The organism is Listeria welshimeri serovar 6b str. SLCC5334 (assembly GCF_000060285.1).
Taxonomy (GTDB): Bacteria; Bacillota; Bacilli; order Lactobacillales; family Listeriaceae; genus Listeria; species Listeria welshimeri.
This window is the reverse complement of the sequence record NC_008555.1, coordinates 169,733-191,917: the sequence shown is the minus strand read 5'-3', so window position 1 is coordinate 191,917 and position 22,185 is coordinate 169,733. Positions and strand designations below refer to the sequence as shown.

Sequence of the window (22,185 nt, the reverse complement as noted above, 5' to 3'; positions counted from 1 at the left end):
TACAGATGTTTCCATTATACGCTTTTTTAGTCGTATTTTTCTAGTGTAAATTTAAAAATTGCCCCGAAATCTCGAGGCAACAATAATTAATCTTGTTTAGCTAATGCTTTTTCTTCATATTGAAGTACGAATTCATTTAAAATTGCTTCCATTTCTGATTGCTTTGTCGCTTGGTTAGCGGCCACTTTGGCACGAGTACTTCCACGAGCTCCTTTTAGATAGTATGCTGCGTGTTGTCTGAATTCTCGAACTGCAATGTTTTCGCCTTTTAATTCAACTAGACGGTTCAAATGAAGCATAGCCGTTTGCATTTTTTCACGTGGTTCTGGTTCAGGTAGAAGTTCTCCTGTTTCTAAAAATTTCACAGTACGGTAAATCATCCAAGGGTTTCCAAGAGCAGCACGACCAATCATAACGCCATCTGCACCTGTATGTTCTAAGATTCTTTTTGCATCTTCGGGTGTTTTCACATCCCCATTTGCCATGAATGGAATTTTTAGTTCGCGTTTAACATCTCTTAACACGTCCCAGTTTGCACTGCCTTCGTACATTTGAACACGTGTACGACCGTGCATAGCAACAGCTGAAGCTCCTGCACGTTCAGCTGCAAGTGCGTTTTCAATAGCGAAAACATGCTCTTCATCCCAACCAATACGCATTTTTACTGTTACCGGTTTATCAACAGCATCTACTACAGCAGATACCATGTCATACACTTTATTTGGGTCAAGTAACCACTTCGCTCCAGCTTCACATTTGATAATTTTATTTACCGGGCACCCCATATTAATGTCAATAATATCCGCAGTTGTATTTTCAGCTACAAATTTTGCGGCTTCTACAAGCGTTTCTTTCTCACCACCGAAAATCTGTAAGCTCAGTGGTTTTTCTTTTTCATCAATATATAGCATATCAAGCGTTTTAGCATTACGGTATGCAATTCCTTTGTCACTAATCATTTCACAGCAAACAAGGCCTGCGCCAAATTCTTTGACTGTTAAACGAAATGCGGAATTGGATATACCGGCCATTGGTGCCACAACTACTTGATTCTTAATTTCAACATTACCTATTTTAAACATTATTGGTAAACCCCTTCCTCTTAAATTGCGCTAGTGATATGTTATCATAATCAGTTTTTTCTGCAAGTGCCAATTTTACCACTTCACTTGATTTTTTATTTTTCGAACGACTTGTTCTTCCAAAATAGCTTCATTATCCACAAAACGGCTTTTTTCTGGTGAAATTTCTAATAAAGGAATCATTACAAAAGCACGTTCTTTCATATAAGGATGTGGGATTTTTAGCTTTTCTGTATCGATTTTAACATCCTCATATAATAAAATATCAATATCAATCAAGCGCGGTCCCCATTTAAACAATCGAACTCGCCCCAATTCAAGTTCGAGAGCTAAACAAAAATCTAGTAATTCCACTGGCGCAAAATCGGTTTCAATTTCTGCTACGATGTTTAAAAACGCTGCTTGATCCTCATAACCAACTGCATCCGTTTCATAAACACTAGAAACTTTAGTGATTTTATTTTTATCAGAATCAGCTATTCCTTTTAGCGCATTGTTTAAATTATCTAAGCGTTCACCGATGTTTGTGCCAATTGATAAAAACGCTTTAGCCATTTATATCACTTCTCTTACGTTTGATTTCAACCGCAACTGATTCATAGTGACCAGGGATCGGAGGATTTGGTTTAATAAGTTTTACAGTTATTTCTTCCAAAAGCGGATAATCTGTCAACACTTTTGTTGCGATTTTTTCAGCAAGTGCTTCAATTAATTTAAATGGAACTCCTTCTACTATTTTTTTCACTGTTTCATAGACATCAGCATAACTTACTGTATCATCCACACTATCTGACATTCCTGCTTTTTTTGTAGAAAGTCCGAGCACTAGTGATACTTTAAATGTTTGTCCTAATTTTGTTTCTTCTGCTAAAACTCCGTGGTATCCATAAAACGCTAACTCATTTAAATAAATTTTATCCAACCAAAGCACCTCTTTATAATTTTGTAATATCTAATTTACCTGTAATCGCATCTGTCATTCGAACCATACGAGCTACCGGGAGCACATCATGTACCCGAGTAATTGTACAGCCCTTGGCAAATCCGTAAACTGTCGTTGCTCCAGTTCCTTCCATTCTATCTTCTGGAGTAGTTCCAAGGACAAGTCCAATAGTTGATTTTCGACTCGTTCCAAGTAAAACCTCATAACCAAGCGCAACAATCTCATCAATGCGTCTTAACACTTCTAAATTCTGAGCGGGCGTTTTAACAAAGCCAAAACCTGGATCAAGAATGATATGTTCATCCGGTACTGATGCCGCTTTAGCAATCGCCACACTCTCTAGCAAATCTTTTTTAACATCTTCTAGAAAATTTGTATATTGCGTATTTTCACGGTTATGCATTAAACAGATTGGTACATTGTATTTTGCAGCAACTTCTGCAATTTTTGGTTCTTTTTTCGCACCCCATTGATCATTTATCATATCAGCTCCCGCTAAAATCGCTTGTTCAGCTACTTCTGCGCGCCAAGAATCAACAGAAATCCATATATTGGGCAGTTTTTCTCTAATAGATTTAATAACTGGAATAATCCGGGCAAGTTCTTCTTGAGGGCTTACTTCTGAAAATCCAGGACGGGTAGAGATTCCACCAACATCAATAATCCCAGCCCCATCCTTAGCCATTTGTAAGGCTTGCTCTACGGCTTTTTCCACTTGCATATATTTCCCACCATCCGAAAAAGAATCTGGTGTAACGTTTAATATTCCCATGACCATACCTAGGTGATCCCTTTTCCACTTCTTCAAGTACAAACACCTCTTTCCGAGATTTATTATAGCAGAATTCAGTGATTTTAGCGCACAAAAAAACCGATGCGGAAAAGGGAGTAAACCGCATCGGTCAAAAAAGGGAGTTGGGATTTTCATTCTAATAGGGGGAGGAAGAATGAAAATGTTTTGCTTGTTGTTAGCTTATGACTATATATTAACCAAGTTTTCAGTGGATTCGCTGTGATATTTGTTAGAGTTTCATGAGATTTTTCGGTTTTTCTTTTCATTTTTTGCATTAAAAAACCAGTGTGGAAAAAGGGAGTAAACCACACTGGTCAAAAAGGGAGTTTGGGATTTTCATTCTAAAAAGGGGAAAGAATGAAAATGTTTTGCTTGTTGTTAGCTTATGACTATATATTAACCAAGTTTTCGGTGGATTCGCTGTGATATTTGTTAGAGTTTCATGAGATTTTCCGGTTTTTCTTTTCATTTTTCGCACAAAAAAACCAGTGTGGAAAAAGGGAGTAAACCACACTGGTCAAAAAGGGAGTTTGGGATTTTCATTCTAAAAAGGGGAAAGAATGAAAATGTTTTGCTTGTTGTTAGCTTATAACTATATATTAACCAAGTTTTCGGTGGATTCGCTGTGATATTTGTTAGAGTTTCATGAGATTTTTCGGTTTTTCTTTTCATTTTTTGCATTAAAAAACCAGTGTGGAAAAAGGGAGTAAACCACACTGGTCAAAAAGGGAGTTTGGGATTTTCATTCTAAAAGGGGAAAGAATGAAAATGTTTTGCTTGTTGTTAGCTTATGACTATATATTAACCAACAAAAGAAAATTTCCTCTGTGCGTTTGATTAGAAAATAGTAAGAAATACATTTATTTCTTTTCATAAAAAAAGAACCTAGAAAAACTAGGTCCTCGATTTACTAATCTTCAAAATTGTAAAGCGGTGTGCTTAAATAGCGTTCGCCGTTACTCGCGACAATAGCTAATACTTTTTTGCCAGCACCAAGTTCTTTGGCAAGATCTAGAGCCGCTTTAATAGTCGCACCGGAAGAAATACCTACTAAAATTCCTTCTTTTTTCGCTACTTCACGTGCGGTTTCTAATGCATCTTCACTCGAAATTTTCAAAATTCCATCATAAACTTTTGTATCTAATGTATCTGGTATAAAGCCAGCACCGATACCTTGGATTTTATGAGGGGACGGAGATCCTCCACTTAATACTGGAGATTCTTCTGGCTCAAGTGCATATATTTTAACATCAGGATAATTCTTTTTAAGTACATGTCCTACACCAGTTACTGTTCCGCCTGTTCCTACTCCTGCGATAAAAGCGTCTAAGCCATCTTTACCGAAAGCTTCAACGATTTCCGGACCAGTTGTTTCTTCGTGGACTGCCGGATTCGCTGGGTTGTGGAACTGTTGTGGAACAAAATAATTATTTTCTTTTGCAAGTTCCTCTGCTTTAGCAATTGCGCCTTTCATGCCATCTGGACCAGGAGTTAATACTAATTTTGCACCGTAAGCTTGAAGAAGTTTTCGACGTTCTAAGCTCATTGTTTCTGGCATAACAAAAATTGCTTGATAACCTTTTGCCGCCGCTACCATTGCTAGACCAATACCTGTATTACCACTAGTTGGTTCAATGATTGTGTCACCAGGTTTTAATGCACCAGATTTTTCAGCACTTTCGATCATTGCATTAGCAATTCTATCTTTTACGCTTCCACCTGGATTTTGGAATTCTAATTTCACATATACATCTGCGCTACCCGCTTCTGGTAAACGATTAAGTTTCACAATAGGTGTCTTTCCAATTAAATCAGTGATTGAATTTGCAATTGTCATTATTAAAGCACTCCTATCTTTTTTAGGTCTTTCATATAGTTTAATTAATTCCGACCTGTTTTGTCAAGTTTAACCACTTTTAAAAAAAGGAGCACCCAGTTAGGCACTCCTTCGTTATTATTTCGCTTCTTCATATAGTTTTTCTAATTCTTCTTCTGAGAAATCGTAGGTATTACGGCAAAAATGGCATTCTGCTTCTGCACCGTGATCTTCTTCTATCATAGAACGAATCTCATCTTTTCCAAGTGAAATAATCGCACTACCAAAACGTTCTTTAGAGCAGTTACATTCGAAAGACACAGGGATTTTTTCTAAGATTTGTAGTTTATCTTCGCCACCCGCTAATTTAGCTAAAATGGACTCCGGTGTTTCGCCAGCTTCAATCATTCTTGAAACTGTTGGTAAGGCTGTAAGATTTTTCTCGATTTCATCAATGATTTCATCTGTCGCACCAGGAAGTAATTGAAGCATAAAACCGCCTGCTGCCTCAATCGTATCATCTGGATTAACGAGGACTCCAACACCAACTGATGAATTGACTTGTTCAGATGTTGCTAGGTAATAAGTGAAGTCTTCACCAATTTCCCCAGAAACTATCGGGGTTTGACCAGTAAAATTTTCGCCAAAGCCTAAATCTTTTACTACAGAAAGCATACCAGATGTACCTACACCACGGCGGACGTCTAGTTTTCCAGCCTCATTTAGCTCACTGAAATGAACGTGCGGATTAGTTACAAATCCTCTAATTTGGCCTTGCGCATTACTATCCGCCACGATAGGACCAATTGGGCCATCACCTTCAATTTTCACAGTGATTTTTTGGTCTTCTTTTTGCATGGCACCTAGGAAAAGAGTTCCTGTCATTGTTCTGCCAAGTGCAGCGGATGACACGGACCATGTATCATGTCTTCTTTGCGCTTCTTTGATTGTTTCGGTTGTTACTGCTGCATATACTCGCGCCATGCCATCATAGGCTAGCGCTTTAATTAAATAATCACTCATTATATAAATCTCCTTTTATTTTTCTGTAGTTGGTTTATTTCTTCTATATAAAAGCTCTAGACCTTTTAATGTTAAAAATGGATCTAAAATATCTACCGCAGAAGATTTTTCGGTTATCATCCGAGCGAGACCGCCTGTCGCAACTACTACAGGATTGGAATTAGATTGCTTTTTCATTTCTGCAATAATCCCTTCGCACTGTCCAACAAAACCGTAAAAAATACCAGCTTGCATGGATGATACGGTAGACTTCCCAATAATTTGGTTGGATTCAGCAATATCTACACGAGGTAATTTGGCAGCACGATTATATAGTGCTTCTGTTGAAATCATGATACCTGGGGCAATTGCACCACCTTGATATGCTCCGAGTTCATCGATATAGCAAAAAGTAGTTGCAGTCCCAAAATCCACTACAATTATCGGTGTCCCATATTCTTCAGATGCAGCTACAGCATTTACGATTCGATCAGATCCAATTTCACGCGGATTATCAACTTTTACATTTAAACCGGTTTTTATTCCTGGACCAACGATTAATGGCCGAATATTAAAATAGCGCACACACATCGTTTCCATTGCGTGCATAATTGGTGGAACGACGGACGAAATGATAATTCCTTGAATATCAGAAGGAGTTAAATTTGCATACGAAAAAAAGTTCAGGACTGTCATCCCTAATTCATCAGATGTGCGGTGACGATCTGTTGTCATGCGCCAATGTTTTAGAAGCTTTTGTTTTTCATAAACTCCGACAGTACAGTTAGTATTTCCAACATCAATTACAAGTATCATAGATTTTCATACCGTCCTTTAGAAGATTTTTCTAACGTATCATAACATGTTTCACTTGAAAATCCGAATAATATAGCTTCAAAAAAGAGACTGGGAAGCCCAGCCTCTTTAATCTTATTCGTCTTTTTTATCGTTTGGAGTTTGCTCGATATCTGGAGCATCTTCCGAAGTTACTTCTTTTGGTTCATTTTGTGTTTCTTTGATTTGTTCTTCTTCTTTTAAATCTTCTTTTTCTTCTTCAAAAGATTTACCTACTACTTCTTCCTCTTTTTCGGAAGGATATTCTGCTTCTACGTCAATCGTATCGATATCTGGAGGCATTACACCATCATCAAATAGGGAACGAATTTGGCGAGCATCTAATGTTTCTACTTTTAGTAATGTTTCCGCGATAAGTTTGTGTTGTTCTTGGTGCTCAGTAATAATTGTTTTAGCGCGGTCATAACAGTAACGGATTAAACTTTGAACTTCTGTATCAATTTCGTAGGCGATTTTATCGGAATAACCTTTGTCGCTACCAAAATCGCGGCCCATAAATACTTGACCATTACCAGAAGTGAATTGAAGTGGTCCGATTTTGTCACTCATGCCCCATTCTGTTACCATGCGGCGAGCAAGTTCTGTTGCACGTTCAAAGTCATTACTTGCACCAGTCGTTACTTCACCAAAAGTAACTTCTTCCGCTACACGTCCACCAAGTAAACCAGTAATACGGTCCATTAACTCAGCTTTCGTCATTAGGAAGCGATCTTCTTTAGGCAACATTACAGCATAACCACCAGCTTGTCCACGAGGAACGATGGTAACTTTATGCACAACTTCCGCTTCATCAAGTACCATTCCGACGATTACGTGACCACCTTCATGATAAGCAACTGTACGACGTTCTTTTTCAGAGATAACTCGATTTTTCTTAGCTGGACCAGCAATTACGCGGTCACTAGCTTCATCAAGGTCACTCATGTCTATTTCTTTTTTATCGGAACGGGCTGCAACAAGTGCGGCTTCATTCAGTAAGTTTTCTAAATCGGCACCAGAGAATCCCGGTGTACGTTGAGCGATTGCTTTTAAATCAACACTTTTAGCAAGTGGTTTGTTACGAGCATGGACACGAAGTACTGCTTCACGGCCTTTTACGTCTGGGCGGTCAACCATAATTTGACGGTCAAAACGACCTGGACGAAGAAGCGCTGGGTCAAGTACATCTGCACGGTTAGTTGCTGCAATGATGATAATTCCTTCATTACCGCCAAAACCATCCATTTCTACTAGTAATTGGTTTAGGGTTTGTTCACGTTCATCATGACCGCCGCCCATACCAGCTCCACGTTGACGACCAACTGCGTCAATTTCATCAATGAAAATGATACATGGTGCATTTTTCTTCGCATTTTCGAATAAGTCACGGACACGGCTTGCACCGACACCGACAAACATTTCTACAAAGTCTGAACCTGAGATAGAGAAGAATGGCACGCCTGCTTCACCAGCAACTGCTCGAGCTAGCAAGGTTTTACCAGTACCCGGAGGCCCTACTAAAAGAACACCTTTAGGAATACGAGCGCCTAGTTCCGCAAATTTACGCGGATCTTTTAAGAATTCTACTACTTCAACAAGTTCTTGTTTTTCCTCGTCCGCTCCAGCTACATCAGTGAAACGAACTTTCTTCTTATCGTCGTTGTAAAGTTTAGCTTTGCTTTTGCCGAAGCTCATTACTTTACCACCGCCACCACCTTGAGACTGGCTCATTAGGAAGAAGAAGAGGATGAAGATAATTACAAAAGGTACAATAGAAGTTAGGAATGTAACCCAACCGCTGTTTTGTTTAGCAGGTACTACTGTTGTTTTCACATCTTCACTTTTGAGTGTTTTTTGTAAATCATCCAGTGAAGTATCGCTATTTAAAGCATAAGTTGTAAAAGCAGTGCTGCTTGTTTTGCTTTGTCCAAGACCGGTTTTTTTATCGTCGGAACTTTTATCACTTGATTTGAATTCCCCATTGATTGTATAAACACTGCGGTCTGGCTGTATTTCTACGGATTTAACTTTACCATCTTCTAATTTACTCACAAATTCTGAATAGCTAATATCTTTGGCTGCCTCTTTATTTGAGTTAAATGAAGCAACAATCCCGATAATAACAAGGAATATTATGACATAAAATATCGCATTTCTAAAAAACCTGTTCATTCCTTACCTCCTCCCACGTAAGAGCTTGGATTCTTACTTTCTCTGGACTTTTACCCCTTTAAAAGTTGTTTTTGACTAATAGCAGATTTAGAAACAATTTTTCTTCCCCTGATTATTAAAAACATATCCGTTTTGCATCTTCTCTCACGAAGTTATTCTATTATTAATTTAGATTTTTTAATATTTATTGATACTATTTTCACCTTCGAAAACTAAGACTAATGATAGCATACCGAATCTAGATTGCCCACTATTTTGCATGTTTGGCTGCAATTTTTTTCTTTTTGTTTTCGAAAAGGGTAACTATTAGTTTTTAAGAAAAAATAGTTCTGATTGTTAATTAATTTTACTCACTATAAATTTCTGGTTTTAAAACACCAATATATGGTAGGTTTCGGTAACGTTCAGCGTAGTCTAAACCATAACCTACGACAAACTCATTAGGTACAACAAATCCCACATAATCAGCTTCAATAGCTACATTTCTTCCTGCTGGTTTATCAAGCAAAGTAACTAATTTAACAGATTTTGCTTTGCGGTATTTGATTAGGTCTACTAAATAACTAAGTGTACGACCACTATCAATGATATCTTCAATTACAAGCACATCACGACCTTCTACTGAAGCATTAAGGTCTTTGATAATTTTTACTTCCCCTGAGGATACTGTACCATTTCCGTAACTGGAAACATCCATGAAGTCCATTTCTAAGTATGTATCTACTCTTTTAAGTAAATCCGTCATAAAAGGTGTTGCTCCTTTTAATACGCCCACTACTAATGGGTTACGTCCTTCATATTCCGTTGTCAACTCACGACCGAGTTCACGAATTTTCTCTTGTAATTCGTCCTCCGATATCAGTACTTTCTGAATATCATTATGCATGCTCTCGTTTCCTCCTATATTTCGAGTGTACCTAATAATGTATTGCTTTTTGCTACGACTAAATTCTCGGTCATAGGCAGATTTTTTCACACCAGGAACCCAAAGAATCTTCCCAGTATAATCTGTTATTACGGGTAAATTGTCGCGTTCTTGCCTTGGTATTTTGGCATCGATGAAAATATCTTTTAGTTTTTTACTACCTACTTGCCCTTTCATCGTCATTCTATCTCCGTTCACACGGTTTCGAACGATTAATGGAAGAGTGATATCTTCTGCATCCAGCAGCATTCCATTTAATCCATTAGTTTGAACAACAGAACTTTTTAATTTCAAACGGATGCTTGTTTTATCGTCTAATTCAATGCGGTCATTTATTTCTAATTGATGATAAAACTCAGACGGAGCATGTCTTTCTCCAAATTGGAAATGGAGTTCGTTGTACGACCTGATAGCAGTGAGTTTTTTTGGTAAATCAATAGAACTTGATGGATTTTCGCTTTGAATCATCTGGATAATCTGATATATGTGATTAACCGTAATAATACGGGTATCGTCATTGTACAGATATCTCAATAGTAAATGAATTGCGCGACGTTGTAAAGGATTCGCTTCATTTTTAAAACTACTAAGTAAAAGTGTTGTCTGTTTGCCGTTTTGGATAAGATTTTTCTTTAATACATCGTTCGCTAGCTCTTCCAAAAACAGAAAATCCTCACTCGTTTCTTCGGAAAATCTGTTGAAATGATCATATACTGCCGGATTTTCTTTGGATAAAAATGGTAAAAGTTGTGTACGATAGCGATTTCTAGTATATTCTTGGCTAACATTTGATTCATCAATTTCGTAAGGTAAATCATGTTTACTCGCGTATTGAATGATTTCTGCTTTTGTAATTGGTAGGAAGGGACGAATCGCATAACCTTTTGTGACTTTGCGTTTTGGTTGGATTCCTGACCATCCGATACTGGAGCTACCTCGAACTAATCGCATCAGGATTGTTTCAATTTGATCATCCGCATGATGCGCTAGTACAAGTTTATTTATATCGTTCTCCGTCATTACTTTTTCAAAAAATTTATATCTAACAATGCGAGCTGTTTCTTCTATCCCTTTTTGTATTGTCTCCGCATGTTTCTTTATATCTACTGCCTCCACAAAAAAAGGAATATGGTGTTCTTCGCAAAAAGTCTGAACGACCAATTGTTCTTTTTCTGCACCTTCTCGTAAACAGTGGTTTAGATGAGCTACTGAGATGGATTCTTTTGGCACCAATTTAGATGACCATAAAAAATGCAACAACGCGAAAGAATCCGGCCCGCCAGAAACTGCCACAAGCAATTTATCATCGGATCGGATTAAGTCATGTTTCTCGATATATTTGTGTGTTCGCTTTACAATGTCTTCCATTCAAGAAACCCTTCCTTCGAAATTCGACTCTCACATTTTATCAAAAAGTGCACCGTATTAATGATCCAATACGGTGCATCCTTCTATACTTTAAAATAATTTTTAGCGTATTAGCCGCGCTTTGCTCCTCGGCCACCACGTTTAGATTCTGTTTGGCGTTTGATAGTAGTTAGTCTTTCATCACTATCTTTCAAGAATTTAGACATTATATCTTCAAAGCTCTCAGCTGGTTTCACATAATTCCCAGCAGGTTTTTTGTTGTATTTTGGTTTACGATCATAACTTTTTTCTGGGCGGTCCGGACGATCTACTGCTTTACGAATGGACAGACCAATTTTACCATCATCACCAATATTCATTACTTTGACAGTAACTTCATCCCCTACAGTTAAGATGTCATTAATGTCCTTAACATAGTTATCTGCTACTTCACTAATATGGACTAACCCTGTTTTGCCACCTTCTAGCTCCACAAATGCTCCAAAATTAGTAATCCCAGTAACTTTCCCTTGTAACTTGTTGCCTACTTCGATCGACATAAAAAAATGCGTCCTCCTTAAAATATCACTCTATTGCTTAATTATAGCTATAATAAAAAGAGTGTCAATCAGTCAAACTCGCAAACTCCAAAAATATCCAACACTATTTTCCCTTTGATTTACCATGGAGAATGACGGCTCAACTTCGACTTACTCTTTTTGTTTCGAATTTTCTTCAGGAATATTAAAAATAATTTCTCCATCCTTGGATAAATAATATTCACTTCTGGCTAACTTGGCTATGTAATCATCATTATGAAGCTTCTTGATTTGATCATTTAGCGCTTCTTCTTCATCCTTCATTGCAACCATTTTCTTATCAACTTGTACTTGTTTTTCTTTTTTCTCATTGAGAGATAGCACTTGTTTTGTGTAAGTGATGGTTAGAAGTCCACCGACCACCACAAAAATAATAGCCATAAAAGCAAGTCTTCGGAACAGGGCGATACGGCGACGATTACGAGTTTTTTTCAATGTTGCAGTATCTTTAATGTAACGATTTTCTATTCTCGCTACTTTTGATTCGGCTTTTTTCATACATCGTCCCTCCCATGTTCTTATTTGCTCTTGTTTGTGAAATTCGGTAGAGAAAAAAACGCTTCTTGCTTAAAATGATATCAATAAATCAAGCATTTGTCTATTGGAATCCGCAATTTTTATAATATTTTTCTTGACTTTTTTGTCAAAAATTGTTTGTGTTTTATTAAGCGTAATAAAAAAACGTTTGAAATCGGCTAAGGTGCGCGATTTCAAACGTTTTTCTTTATCTGCTTTCATCCGTTCGTTCTTCTTTTAAAATTGTGTACATTTCTGTTGCTTGTTCTTTTTTTGCATTTTCTTCTAGACGTTCTATTTTTGCAGTAACTATTTTTGGACCGAATCGAATCACAAGTTCATCACCGGATTTTACATTTGTTCCTGGTTTCGCAGTTACGCCGTTGACAGCAATGCGGCCTTTTTCTGCTACTTCTTTTGCTACTGTACGTCTTTTAATCAATCTAGAAACTTTTAAATATTTATCTAAACGCATAGTTGTTGCCATTTTAATCACCTACTTTATAATATTTATTTCCGTGCAACCATTTTACTAAGGGCAAGTAATTTGGAACCGAACGGAAGAAAAACGAAATCTTTTGGACCAATTAGTTTGTATCTTAAAGCAAATACTAGGAAAACTGCACCACCGACGACTGCACTTGTTATAGCCTGAAATGCACTTCCGAGTCTAGTATCAAATGGCGCTAACCATTCAAATAAACACGGAACAACTGCCATTAAAGCTAAAGCTGCAATTAATCGTAGTATCATTGATTTTTCTACAAATGGAACGCGAATAGTTTGTTTAAGCGAAATATAACAGATGATACAGATAATAAACAACCCAATACATGTCGAAATGGAGGCTCCAATAGTCGCAAATTGCGGAATAAGAATGCTACCTATAATCCATTTTACAATAAGACCGATTCCAACACCAACAGCTGGAACGATTATTTTTCCAAAACCTTGTAAAATACTGCTTAACATCACAATTAACGAGCTAAGGAAAACTGCTGGCATAAATAGTTGCAATACCAATGTTCCATCTGGCGTCTGAAATAACATTTGATTCAACGGCCGCATAATAACAATTAGCCCCACTGTTTCCGCACCCGATAAAATTAAAGTAATTTTAATTGCTAACAAAATGGAACGTTTGAGTTCTTTTTGTTGATTTTGAACTCTTGCCGCTGTAATCATTGGAACTAAAGCAAGAGCAAGCCCTGTTGAGAGCACAAGTCCTAATTGTAGAATTGGTTGCCCACGGTCATATATTCCTTTGAGTGACTTCGCAATAAAATCAGGGATGCCTGAATCACTCATTAAGCGGTAAACTTGGAAAGAGTCCACTAATTGAAATAAAATCAACATTGAACTAACTACACAAATGGCCACACTTTGTCGTAAAAAGATCCGACCAATGCCCACCTTTTCTTCCTTATTAGCAAATACAGCAGGTTGTAAACCACCACCAACTGCCACTTTTTTATTATAAAAGTGTCGTAAAATGAAGATTCCAGAAACGCCACCAAAAAAAGCGCCACTCATGGCCATTGAACCTGCATCATACAAATCAAGTCCCATATGAAGAGCGAGACCTGCGCCAATTAAAATGATACCCACACGAATAATTTGTTCCACGGTTTGAGAAATTGCCGTTGGTATCATATCGCCATTCCCTTGAAAATAACCACGCATAAAGGCAAGATTGGGCATAAGTAAAAACACAAAACTAATTACACGTATTAGTTCAGAAAGCGCTGGATCTCCCATCATAGTTGCAATTAAACCTGCAAACAAGAATAAGAATATAAATAAAGCAACACTCACTATTCGGAGCATTCTAAGTACTGCACGCATAATTATTTGTTGTCGTCTTAAATCGCCTTCTGCCTCTGCTAGCATTTTAGAAATCACAACAGGAAATCCACCAAGCGCAAGCGTCATTGCAATTCCGTAAATCGGATATACTTGTTGAAAAATATAAAAGCCAACATCTCCCACCATGTTTTGGAAAGGAACTCGGTAAACTGCACTAAGTATTTTAGAGATAAGCGAGGCAGCGGTTAGCCAAGCTGCTCCTTTCATTAGTCGCTTCATGGAACGTTCTGACATTCCGCCACCTCCTTTCTTGTTTCATAACTGATTAATTTTCGGAAGATACTTTTTCTTTCATCGCTCCTCGAAGTTTTTCAGTCAGACTTTTAACTTGATATAACCATTCTTTTAAAGGTTTGTTTTGGACATTTATCGTGATTTTCAATTGTGTACCTTCCATACCTACACCAACCATACGACCAAATTCGCCAATGATTTGCATTACGACATCTCCGCGAATTCCCGCAGTCCCACTTTCTGAAAATAGCATTGTGATTTTGTTTTGTTCTTGTTTGACTGATTCAATGCCTACTTCTAAAGCATGGACTTTAAGTTCCGTCATTGTAAACAGATATTCTACCTCTTCTGGATACTCCCCAAAACGGTCAATCATATCGCTTTGTAAATCTTCTAGATCATTTAACGATTCGATGTTCCGGAAACGTTTATACATTTCGATTTTTTGACGACCATCTGTAATATAATATTCCGGAATATAAGCATCTGCTTGAATGTCGATTTCGACTGGAACAATTTGTTTTTGTTCTTCTTTTGGTTTTTTTGCTTCGATAGCTTCTTTTAGCATTTGTGAATACAAATCAAACCCAACAGAATCGATGAAACCATGTTGTTGTGCGCCAAGGATATTTCCAGCGCCACGAATTGATAAATCACGCATTGCTATTTTAAAACCAGAGCCAAGTTCCGTGAATTCTTTAATGGCTGATAAGCGCTTTTCAGCTTCTTCACGCAAAATTTTATCTTTTTGATACATAAAGTAAGCATAGGCAATTCTGTTCCAACGTCCGACTCGTCCGCGCAGTTGATAGAGTTGTGAAAGTCCCATCCGGTCTGCATCTTGAACAAAGAGCGTGTTCACATTAGGAATATCTACTCCGGTTTCAATAATCGTTGTTGTCACAAGCACATCAAATTCCCCTTCAAGGAAACTCAAAATGACAGACTCTAACTCTGATTCACCCATTTGACCATGAGCAGTTGCTACTCGAGCATCTGGGACCATTGCAGAAATTTCATCTGCTTTTTGCGTAATGGATTCGACTCGGTTATACAGATAATAAACTTGTCCATCACGTGCCAATTCACGTTCAATAGCTTCACGAACTAAAACATTATTTTGTTCCGCTACATATGTTTGTACAGGGAAACGGTTTGCTGGCGGCGTTTCGATAACAGAAAGGTCTCGAACTCCAAGCATGGACATGTGTAACGTCCTCGGAATCGGCGTTGCAGTAAGCGTTAATACATCTATTTTTGAACGCATTTGCTTGATTTTCTCTTTATGTGTTACACCAAATCGTTGTTCCTCATCCACAACAAGCAAGCCTAAATCTTGATACTCAACATCTTTTGATAATAGACGATGCGTACCTACCACAATATCAACGGTACCATTTTTCATTCCTTTTAATGTTTCTGTTTGTTGTTTTTTTGTACGGAAACGGCTTAAAAGACCAATTTCGATTGGGAAGCCTTGGAAACGCTCTTTCATTGTTTCAAAATGCTGTTGCGCTAAAATAGTTGTCGGCACTAAAAAGGCAACTTGCTTACCATCCATTATTGCTTTAAAAGCGGCTCTAAGGGCGACTTCTGTTTTTCCATAACCAACATCTCCAACTAACAGACGGTCCATTGGGCGCGGTCGTTCCATATCTTTTTTGATTTCTGAAATGGAACGTAATTGGTCTTCAGTTTCTTGATAAGGAAACGCTTCTTCAAATTCGCGTTGCATTTCATCATCTGCGCTAAACGCATAACCTTTTTCAGCCTCGCGCTCAGCATATAACTTGATTAAATCATCGGCAATATCTTGGACCGAAGCCTGTACTTTCTTCTTGACACGCTTCCATTCAGCCCCGCCAAGTTTGTTTAATCTTGGTGTTTTACCTTCAGCACCAACATATTTTTGAACCAAATCAAGTTGATCAACCGGGATGAAAAGTTTATCCTCACCTTGATAAACAAGTAACAAATAATCTTTATGCACACCATTTATATCTAATGTTTCCATACCAACGTAGCGAGCGATACCATGATTAACATGAACCACATAGTCGCCTACCTTTAACTCAGAATAACTTTGGATTCGCTCCGCATTCGAAAGCTTTTGGCGTTTTTTCACCTTTTTAATTTTTTTATTAAAAAGTTCTGTTTCACTAATAATAGCTACTTTTGCAAGCGGTAGTTCAAAACCATTTTGGAATGTACCGATGACAAATTGAACCATCCCGTATTTTGGGACGTCAGATTCTTTTTTCAAAATAGTACTTTCCATATCGTAATCCGCTAATGTTTGTTGCATTTTTTCTGCTCGCTCTAAGTTTGGAGCTAAGATAACTACTGCATAATTATTTTTATGCCAGCTTTCTAATTCAGTTTTTAAGACATTCATTTGGCCATGGAATTGCTGCATTTGTTTATAGACGATATTGGTTGTTTTTGAAACACGCATACCAGCCATTTGTTTTTGAAAAAGCGTTAAGTATATTTTAGGAGAATGATTTTCATCTAATAGTTTTTTGAAAGAATGGCTTACTTGCACATCGCGGACCGTTTCCATTCGACTTAAAGTTTCCGTCTGCCACTCTGCTTCTTCCCGTTCCAAGCTTTCTTCGGTTTCCAAAATCCGCGCAAATTCATCTAACAAAATAGCAGTATTTTTTGGTAAATAATCAAAAAGGGAGGCTGGATCAGGATAAGCCAAACCAATATATTTAAAAAACATGTCTGGTTTTGTGCCAGAACGCAACTTTTCCAAATCTTCTTCAAGATTTTCAACGAGCGCTTGTTTATCTTCATTTTCTTTTAATTCATTCAACGTTAACATCATTTTCTTTTCTAAACGCTGGACGATATCTGGGTAGTAGCTTTGATCTATTATAATTTCCGTTGCGGGAAGTAATCGGAATTCTTCTACACGAGTTGTTGACCGCTGTGTTTCCACATCAAAAAAACGAAGGGAATCTACTTCGGTATCAAAAAGTTCTATTCTAATAGGAAATTCTTCTGTAATTGGATAAATATCAATAATACCACCACGAACACTGAATTCTCCTGGAGTATTGACCATTCCACTCATCGTATAACCCATCGTTACTAATTTTTGGCGTAAAACATCTGGATCAATTTCTTCGCCTTCTACAATAGATATATTAAAATGTTTCCAAAGCGATACTGGTGGAAGCATTTTCCTAAGCCCAGCAACTGGAACAATTACAATTCCCGGTTTTCCAGAAAGCAAAAAATCAAGTGCCTCAACACGTTGACCACGCAACTCTGGACTAGAAATACTAAGCTCTGATGAAATTAATTCATCAGCTGGATATAAAAATAAACGATCGACATCCATCAATGAAAGTAAATCATCATATAATTTTTGCGCATGATAAAGGTTATGCGTCACGAAGACAACTGGTCTTTTAGATGCTCCCTCCACCACGCTTGCAAATAACGCACGTGAAGAACCTGTAAGCCCAGTAACAAGTTGAGACTTTTCTTTCTCATCAAGCGCATTTAAAACCGCCCGAATATCTTTTTGTTCATATATTAATTGTTGTAATCCTTTCAAGGGAAAACAGCTCCTTTTTGTCAGAAAATTCATTCTACGCAATGCAAGATAAAATCACACGCTAGAAGAAAGACCGAAATACGTGACAAAAGTATTGCCACGCCTTATCTAAGTCTATTTTATTAATTATATTTATTCATTACTTCAACGAAAGGTACTTGAGCAAAGTCTTCGATAGCATCTGCACTTTTTTGAATTGCTGCTATAATATCAGGTTGTTCTGCTTTAGGAAAATCACCTAAAACATAATTGATAACTTCTCCTTTTAAAGGGCGACTGACCCCTACACGGATACGGTTAAATTCTTGAGTTTTAATGTGCTGAATGATTGATTTCATTCCATTATGACCGCCAGCGCTACCTTTTTGTCGTAACCTTATTTTCCCTACTGGTAAGTCTAAATCATCATATACAATTAGAACATCTTCTACCTGGATATTGTAGTAATCCATTAAAGGGCGAATACATTCACCAGAAGCGTTCATAAAAGTTAGCGGTTTAACCAAGATCATTTTTTCGCCACCAACGTTTATTTCACTCACCATACCATTAAATTTTGATTTTTTCCAAGGGGTCTGATGGCGAAAACTCAATTCATCAACTACCATAAAACCGACATTATGCCGAGTACGTTCGTATTTTTTGCCCGGATTTCCGAGTCCTGCGATTAATTTCATAAAAGCTTCTCCTTACATGAACTAAACCACTTCACGAATGAACTGGTTTTTGTTTCAATGTTTTTTTGATTATAACATGGATTTCACTTGGTTGAAAGTTTTCCAACTATGCCTTGTATTCCGCAATTTTATTTTCAATTATTTGCCATGCTTTTTCATTTCCTTGTTGAAAATCAGTAGTTTTCCAATTTTTAGGAGTTTTTTCTATGTATTTTTGAAAACCAAACTTTTGATAAAGATAAATTGCTTGGTAGCTACCTGTTTGCGATGTTAAATATACAAAATCATTTTTATTTAAGCTAAGGATTTTAGTTAATAATGCTTTTGCAATACCTTTTCCGCCGTGCGAATCTAGTACAGCAACCCAGTGAATACGGCTTTCCATTTCACCAAAAGTGTCACCATCCCATAACATTGCCGTTCCTATAATTTCCCCGTCCGGAGATTGCACGAAGACACAACGCTCGGCTAATTTTTCTTTTTTATTTCCAAATTCCGTATTAAAACGTGTTCGAATGCTTTCCAAAGATGGAACTTGGCCAGTCTCTAATTGAAGTCTGCACCAGTCTTCCTCAAGTCCATCTGCATAAAAACGAAAAGAATATCCTTCTGGTAAAGCATATTCCGGATAATGTGTAGCATCATGATTTACCATTATAACAGAAATATGTGGTACTGATTTATCTAACATGAAACCGCCTCCCTCTTAAAACATTATAACAAAAAAATTGGGAGATATCGCAAATAAATGCGTATCTCCCAATTTGATTTATAAAAATTATTCTACTGGTTCTTCATCTTTACCATGAACCGCTTCTGGTTCTGGCGCTTCCGTAGTCGTTGGTTCTTCTTCAGCACGTGGAGCAGAAACAGTAACTACTGTCTCTTCTTCTTCAGCTTGCACGACATAGTCTTTGTTATTAGGAAGATCGTTTGTTGTTAAAACGTCACCGATTTCTAATGAAGAAATGTCTAATTCGATTGTTTCTGGTAATTTTTCTGGTGTTGCTGAAACTTTTACATCATGGATAATTTGTTGTAATACACCGCCAGCTTTAACTCCTGGTGCATCTCCAACTAATACCACGCGAACATCGGTCTCAACTTCTTCATTCATATCAACTGCTAATAAATCCACATGTACTAATACATCTTTTAACGGATCCACTTGATATTCATGTAATAAAACGTTTAATTTTTTACCGTCCACAGTAACTGAGAATACGGCGTTTCGACCATTATCACGAACTGCTTTGATTAATTCCAAAGAATCAACGGAAACCGGAACATTTTCCGATTTATAACCATAAATAATTCCAGGTACTTTTCCTTCACTACGCAATTTCGTTACTTCTGAATGTTGCGTTGTTTCTCTTTTCTGGACCTCTAATGTTGTTGCCATAAAAAATCACTCCACTCATTCAATTTTGGTACACTTCTATTATATCTACCCTTTAGAAAAATAGCAAAACAAAGCAAACGCCTTATTTTGCTTTATAAGGTTTATATTTTCAAATAAAAGGTAAACAGAAAATAGCATCGTGCTCCTAATGTGGACGCTTTCAAACTGTACTATAGCGTTTTCACAAATTTATTATAACAACTTTTTAAAATTTAGGACGTTCAATGCTTCACAAATGAAAAATACGTGTTATACTGTACTAGTAAATAGATTTTTTATAGGAGGAATTCGAAATGAAAGATCATCAAAAAATTATTTTAGTTGGCGACGGAGCAGTTGGCTCTAGTTATGCATTTGCTTGTGTGAACTTAAGCATCGGACAAGAATTCGGCATTATTGACATAGATAAAGACAGAACAATCGGAGACGCAATGGACTTGAGTCATGCTGTTCCATTTTCCACACCAAAGAAAATCTACTCAGCAAACTATAGTGATTGCCACGATGCAGACCTTGTTGTTGTAACTGCTGGAACTGCGCAAAAACCTGGCGAAACTCGCTTAGACCTAGTAAACCGTAATATTAAAATCATGAAAGGCATTGTAGATGAAGTTATGGCAAGCGGATTTGACGGTATTTTCCTTATCGCGTCTAACCCAGTCGACATCTTAACTTATGCTACATGGAAATTCTCAGGGCTTCCAAAAGAACGCGTTATCGGTTCCGGAACTAGCCTTGATACCGCTCGTTTCCGCATGTCAATTGCAGACTATTTAAAAGTAGATGCGCGTAATGTTCATGGTTATATCCTTGGCGAACATGGAGATACAGAATTCCCAGCTTGGAGTCATACAACAGTCGGTGGTCTTCCAATCACTGAGTGGATTAACGAAGATGAACAAGGTGCAATGGAAACCATATTCGTAAGTGTACGTGACGCAGCTTATGAAATCATCAACAAAAAAGGCGCTACTTTTTACGGAGTGGCCGCAGCTCTAGCTCGTATCACTAAAGCTATTCTCAATAACGAAAATGCGATTTTACCACTTTCCGTTTATTTAGATGGACATTATGGTATGAATGATATTTACATCGGCGCTCCAGCAGTAGTTAACCGTCAAGGCGTTCGTCACATTGTCGAAATGAACTTGAACGACAAAGAAAAAGAACAAATGAAAAACTCAGCAGATACGCTTAAAAAAGTACTTGACGATGCAATGAAACAAATTGACTAATATTCTTCATTCAAAAAAGCATGCGATTTTGCATGCTTTTTTGTTATACTTAAATTATTCGAGAGGAGATAATTTATGATTACTTTTGACCAACTCAATACCGAACTTCAATCCTTAGAAAACCAAAATACAATCAAAATTTTCCGGAATCATGGTTGCCCAGAATCGTTAGAACTTTATGGCTTGAAAATCGGCGACCTGAAGAAAATTATTCGTCGTGAAAAGCTGAATAAAAACCACAAACTCGCAGTGGAACTCATAGAATCAAATAATAGCGACTTAATTTACCTTGGGCTACTTGCAATTGATCCAAACAAAGTAACTTCCGAGCAAATCAAAAAATGGAATATCGCCTTTCGAGAAACTTGGACAATGTTAACTTCCGGTCTTTCATCTCTTGTTAGTAAAAGAGAGGACGCACTCCTTTTTGCTAAAGAATGGATTAAAAGCGATTATGACTTAACTAAATCCATGGGCTGGCAGATTTTTAGCGAACACATTCCAGATTTAGATCAGGCGGAGGATTTACTCCTACTCATAAAAGAAACGCTACAATCAGAAACAAACAGAACGCGTTACTCTATGAACGGGTTTATTATTGCATGCGGCATTTACAAGGACGATTTATATGATAATGCTGTAGAAGTGGCTAAATCAGTCGGGAAAGTTCATGTGAATTTAGGTAAAACGGCATGCAAAGTTCCTGACGCTGTGTCCTATATCGAAAAAGCAAAAAACCGGAAATAATTGCATATATTCTTTGACTAGAAAAACTACTAAAGGGTATGATAAAAGAAAACTGGAGGGATAAATATATGATAGTAACAACCTCACCAAATATTGAAGGAAAACAAATTATCGAGTACAAAAAAATTGTTTTCGGAGAAGTAATTACTGGCGTTAACTTTATGAAAGATATTGGGGCGGGACTTAGAAACTTTTTTGGTGGTCGTTCCCAAGGTTACGAAGACGAACTCATCAATGCACGTGAAGAAGCAATTAGAGAAATGGAATCGCGCGCTAAAGATATTGGCGCAAATGCTGTTATAGGCGTAGACATCGATTATGAAGTACTCGGCGCAGATAACGGTATGTTAATGGTTACAGCATCTGGGACAGCAGTTGTAATCGAAGTTCAAGATTATTAGATAAAAAAAGTATCCAACTTGGT

The 22,185-nt window shown here is 37.4% G+C and carries 21 protein-coding genes; 3 read left to right on the top strand and 18 right to left on the bottom strand.

The window, feature by feature from the left end; all coding sequences use genetic code 11:
* Positions 1 to 86: 86 nt before the first annotated feature.
* The 18 genes from dusB to LWE_RS00865 form a co-directional block, all read right to left on the bottom strand.
* A complete protein-coding gene (gene dusB, locus LWE_RS00950; protein WP_011701055.1) occupies positions 87 to 1,082 on the bottom strand; it encodes a tRNA dihydrouridine synthase DusB in 996 nt (331 codons plus the stop codon).
* A gap of 75 nt (positions 1,083 to 1,157) precedes the next feature.
* Positions 1,158 to 1,637 (bottom strand): 2-amino-4-hydroxy-6-hydroxymethyldihydropteridine diphosphokinase, encoded by a 480-nt coding sequence (gene folK / locus LWE_RS00945; RefSeq protein ID WP_011701054.1) that lies wholly within the window; start codon positions 1,635 to 1,637, stop codon positions 1,158 to 1,160.
* Complete coding sequence (gene folB / locus LWE_RS00940; RefSeq protein WP_011701053.1) at positions 1,630 to 2,004, bottom strand: dihydroneopterin aldolase; 375 nt, start codon at positions 2,002 to 2,004, stop codon at positions 1,630 to 1,632. The genes folK and folB overlap by 8 nt, the downstream gene beginning before the upstream one ends.
* A 13-nt stretch (positions 2,005 to 2,017) precedes the next feature.
* Positions 2,018 to 2,833 (bottom strand): dihydropteroate synthase, encoded by an 816-nt coding sequence (folP, locus tag LWE_RS00935; RefSeq protein WP_011701052.1) that lies wholly within the window; start codon positions 2,831 to 2,833, stop codon positions 2,018 to 2,020.
* A gap of 895 nt (positions 2,834 to 3,728) precedes the next feature.
* Complete coding sequence (cysK, locus tag LWE_RS00930) at positions 3,729 to 4,655, bottom strand: cysteine synthase A (protein WP_011701050.1); 927 nt, start codon at positions 4,653 to 4,655, stop codon at positions 3,729 to 3,731.
* A 117-nt stretch (positions 4,656 to 4,772) separates the two neighbouring features.
* Positions 4,773 to 5,657 carry an Hsp33 family molecular chaperone HslO gene (gene hslO / locus LWE_RS00925; RefSeq protein WP_011701049.1) on the bottom strand — a complete coding sequence of 295 codons (885 nt, stop codon included), beginning with the start codon at positions 5,655 to 5,657 and terminating at the stop codon, positions 4,773 to 4,775.
* 15 nt (positions 5,658 to 5,672) lie between these two features.
* Positions 5,673 to 6,452, bottom strand: a complete 780-nt coding sequence (locus LWE_RS00920; RefSeq protein ID WP_011701048.1) for a type III pantothenate kinase — start codon at positions 6,450 to 6,452, stop codon at positions 5,673 to 5,675.
* A 114-nt stretch (positions 6,453 to 6,566) separates the two neighbouring features.
* Complete coding sequence (gene ftsH, locus LWE_RS00915; RefSeq protein WP_011701047.1) at positions 6,567 to 8,642, bottom strand: ATP-dependent zinc metalloprotease FtsH; 2,076 nt, start codon at positions 8,640 to 8,642, stop codon at positions 6,567 to 6,569.
* 346 nt (positions 8,643 to 8,988) lie between these two features.
* Positions 8,989 to 10,935 carry a bifunctional tRNA lysidine(34) synthetase TilS/hypoxanthine phosphoribosyltransferase HprT gene (locus LWE_RS14290; protein ID WP_011701046.1) on the bottom strand — a complete coding sequence of 649 codons (1,947 nt, stop codon included), beginning with the start codon at positions 10,933 to 10,935 and terminating at the stop codon, positions 8,989 to 8,991.
* A gap of 110 nt (positions 10,936 to 11,045) precedes the next feature.
* Positions 11,046 to 11,474 (bottom strand): S1 domain-containing RNA-binding protein, encoded by a 429-nt coding sequence (locus tag LWE_RS00900; RefSeq protein ID WP_003723740.1) that lies wholly within the window; start codon positions 11,472 to 11,474, stop codon positions 11,046 to 11,048.
* A 150-nt stretch (positions 11,475 to 11,624) separates the two neighbouring features.
* Entirely contained in the window at positions 11,625 to 12,011 is a 387-nt protein-coding gene (locus tag LWE_RS00895) for an FtsB family cell division protein (RefSeq protein ID WP_011701045.1), read from the bottom strand.
* Positions 12,012 to 12,080: 69 nt separating this feature from the next.
* Positions 12,081 to 12,251, bottom strand: a complete 171-nt coding sequence (locus LWE_RS14605) for a hypothetical protein (protein ID WP_011701044.1) — start codon at positions 12,249 to 12,251, stop codon at positions 12,081 to 12,083.
* The gene (locus LWE_RS00890; protein WP_003760031.1) at positions 12,238 to 12,504 is read right to left on the bottom strand and encodes an RNA-binding S4 domain-containing protein; all 267 of its coding nucleotides are present in this window, start codon (positions 12,502 to 12,504) and stop codon (positions 12,238 to 12,240) included. Before LWE_RS00890 ends, LWE_RS14605 begins: the two co-directional genes overlap by 14 nt.
* A 35-nt stretch (positions 12,505 to 12,539) precedes the next feature.
* Complete coding sequence (locus LWE_RS00885) at positions 12,540 to 14,129, bottom strand: putative polysaccharide biosynthesis protein (RefSeq protein WP_011701043.1); 1,590 nt, start codon at positions 14,127 to 14,129, stop codon at positions 12,540 to 12,542.
* A gap of 31 nt (positions 14,130 to 14,160) precedes the next feature.
* Positions 14,161 to 17,700 (bottom strand): transcription-repair coupling factor, encoded by a 3,540-nt coding sequence (gene mfd / locus LWE_RS00880; RefSeq protein WP_011701042.1) that lies wholly within the window; start codon positions 17,698 to 17,700, stop codon positions 14,161 to 14,163.
* 122 nt (positions 17,701 to 17,822) lie between these two features.
* Positions 17,823 to 18,377: an aminoacyl-tRNA hydrolase gene (gene pth, locus LWE_RS00875; RefSeq protein ID WP_011701041.1), complete on the bottom strand. Its 555-nt coding sequence runs from the start codon at positions 18,375 to 18,377 to the stop codon at positions 17,823 to 17,825.
* A 106-nt stretch (positions 18,378 to 18,483) separates the two neighbouring features.
* Positions 18,484 to 19,068 (bottom strand): GNAT family N-acetyltransferase, encoded by a 585-nt coding sequence (locus LWE_RS00870; RefSeq protein ID WP_011701040.1) that lies wholly within the window; start codon positions 19,066 to 19,068, stop codon positions 18,484 to 18,486.
* 87 nt (positions 19,069 to 19,155) lie between these two features.
* Positions 19,156 to 19,779 (bottom strand): 50S ribosomal protein L25/general stress protein Ctc, encoded by a 624-nt coding sequence (locus tag LWE_RS00865; protein ID WP_011701039.1) that lies wholly within the window; start codon positions 19,777 to 19,779, stop codon positions 19,156 to 19,158.
* Between the two features lie 293 nt (positions 19,780 to 20,072).
* Between LWE_RS00865 and LWE_RS00860 the strand changes: the two genes are divergently transcribed.
* The 3 genes from LWE_RS00860 to LWE_RS00850 all read left to right on the top strand — a co-directional run bounded on the left by LWE_RS00860 (position 20,073) and on the right by LWE_RS00850 (position 22,162).
* Positions 20,073 to 21,014: an L-lactate dehydrogenase gene (locus LWE_RS00860; RefSeq protein WP_011701038.1), complete on the top strand. Its 942-nt coding sequence runs from the start codon at positions 20,073 to 20,075 to the stop codon at positions 21,012 to 21,014.
* A 75-nt stretch (positions 21,015 to 21,089) separates the two neighbouring features.
* A complete protein-coding gene (locus tag LWE_RS00855; protein ID WP_011701037.1) occupies positions 21,090 to 21,761 on the top strand; it encodes a DNA alkylation repair protein in 672 nt (223 codons plus the stop codon).
* Positions 21,762 to 21,829: 68 nt separating this feature from the next.
* A complete protein-coding gene (locus LWE_RS00850; protein WP_011701036.1) occupies positions 21,830 to 22,162 on the top strand; it encodes a putative heavy metal-binding protein in 333 nt (110 codons plus the stop codon).
* Positions 22,163 to 22,185 lie beyond the last annotated feature (23 nt).